Origin of the sequence: Mycobacterium sp. 1274756.6, assembly GCF_001668625.1 — a bacterium.
Classification (GTDB): Bacteria; Actinomycetota; Actinomycetes; order Mycobacteriales; family Mycobacteriaceae; genus Mycobacterium.
In genome coordinates, this window is the sequence record NZ_LZLJ01000063.1 from 1 (window position 1) to 710 (window position 710).

The 710-nt window shown below is 71.3% G+C and carries 1 pseudogene; it reads right to left on the minus strand.

Going from position 1 to position 710, the window contains the following annotated elements:
* Positions 1–281: 281 nt before the first annotated feature.
* A pseudogene (locus A5643_RS18440) lies at positions 282–710 on the minus strand (MFS transporter); the annotation flags it as partial.

The following is a 710-nucleotide window of genomic DNA, read 5'->3' on the forward strand; positions in this document are numbered from 1 at the left end:
GTGCCGGTGGTGCGAACGGATCCACCGGTGGTGGCGGCGGTGGCGGCGGATCGGCCAGTGCCGTGCCCGCGCCCAGGCTCAACGTGACGGCCACGCCCACCGCGCTGACAACGGCTCGCAGAGAACCCCGTCGCGACATTGACATCCTCCAGTTCACAAAGGTGGCTCCAGTCTCGCACAACAACCAGGTCAGCTAACTGTCATGGCGGCGGCGGATGACGTGGTCGAGGCCGCCGCCGCAGCGCTGATCTGCACTGTCTATCGCCGCGGAGTGGCCAATGTTACGTCGCCCTGATGATCGAGTAAACGTTGAAGAGGCGGCGAGCGGCCGCCATGCCCACCAGGGCGGCGGCGATCAGCACGGTGGAGCCGGCCAGCATCAGCGGCACCCCGGCCCGGGCGAAGAGCAAGCCACCGAGCAGGGAGCCGCCGGCGATCCCGAGTTGGGCGGCCACCACGTACAGGCCCGACGCGCCGTCGGGGTCGGCCGGGGCGGTGCGCATCGCGGTGGACTGCAGCATCGGCGACACGGTGGCCGCCATCGCCCCCCACAGCAGGATCCCGCCCGCCCCGAGCAGCACGGTGGCCGGGCTGTGCCGGTCCAGCACGGCCAGGCCGGTGAGCACGACGAACGTGGCGACGAGCACCGTCATGCAGGTCAGCATCGCCACCGCGGGACGGCGGTCCAGCGGGCGGGCGATCAGCGCCAT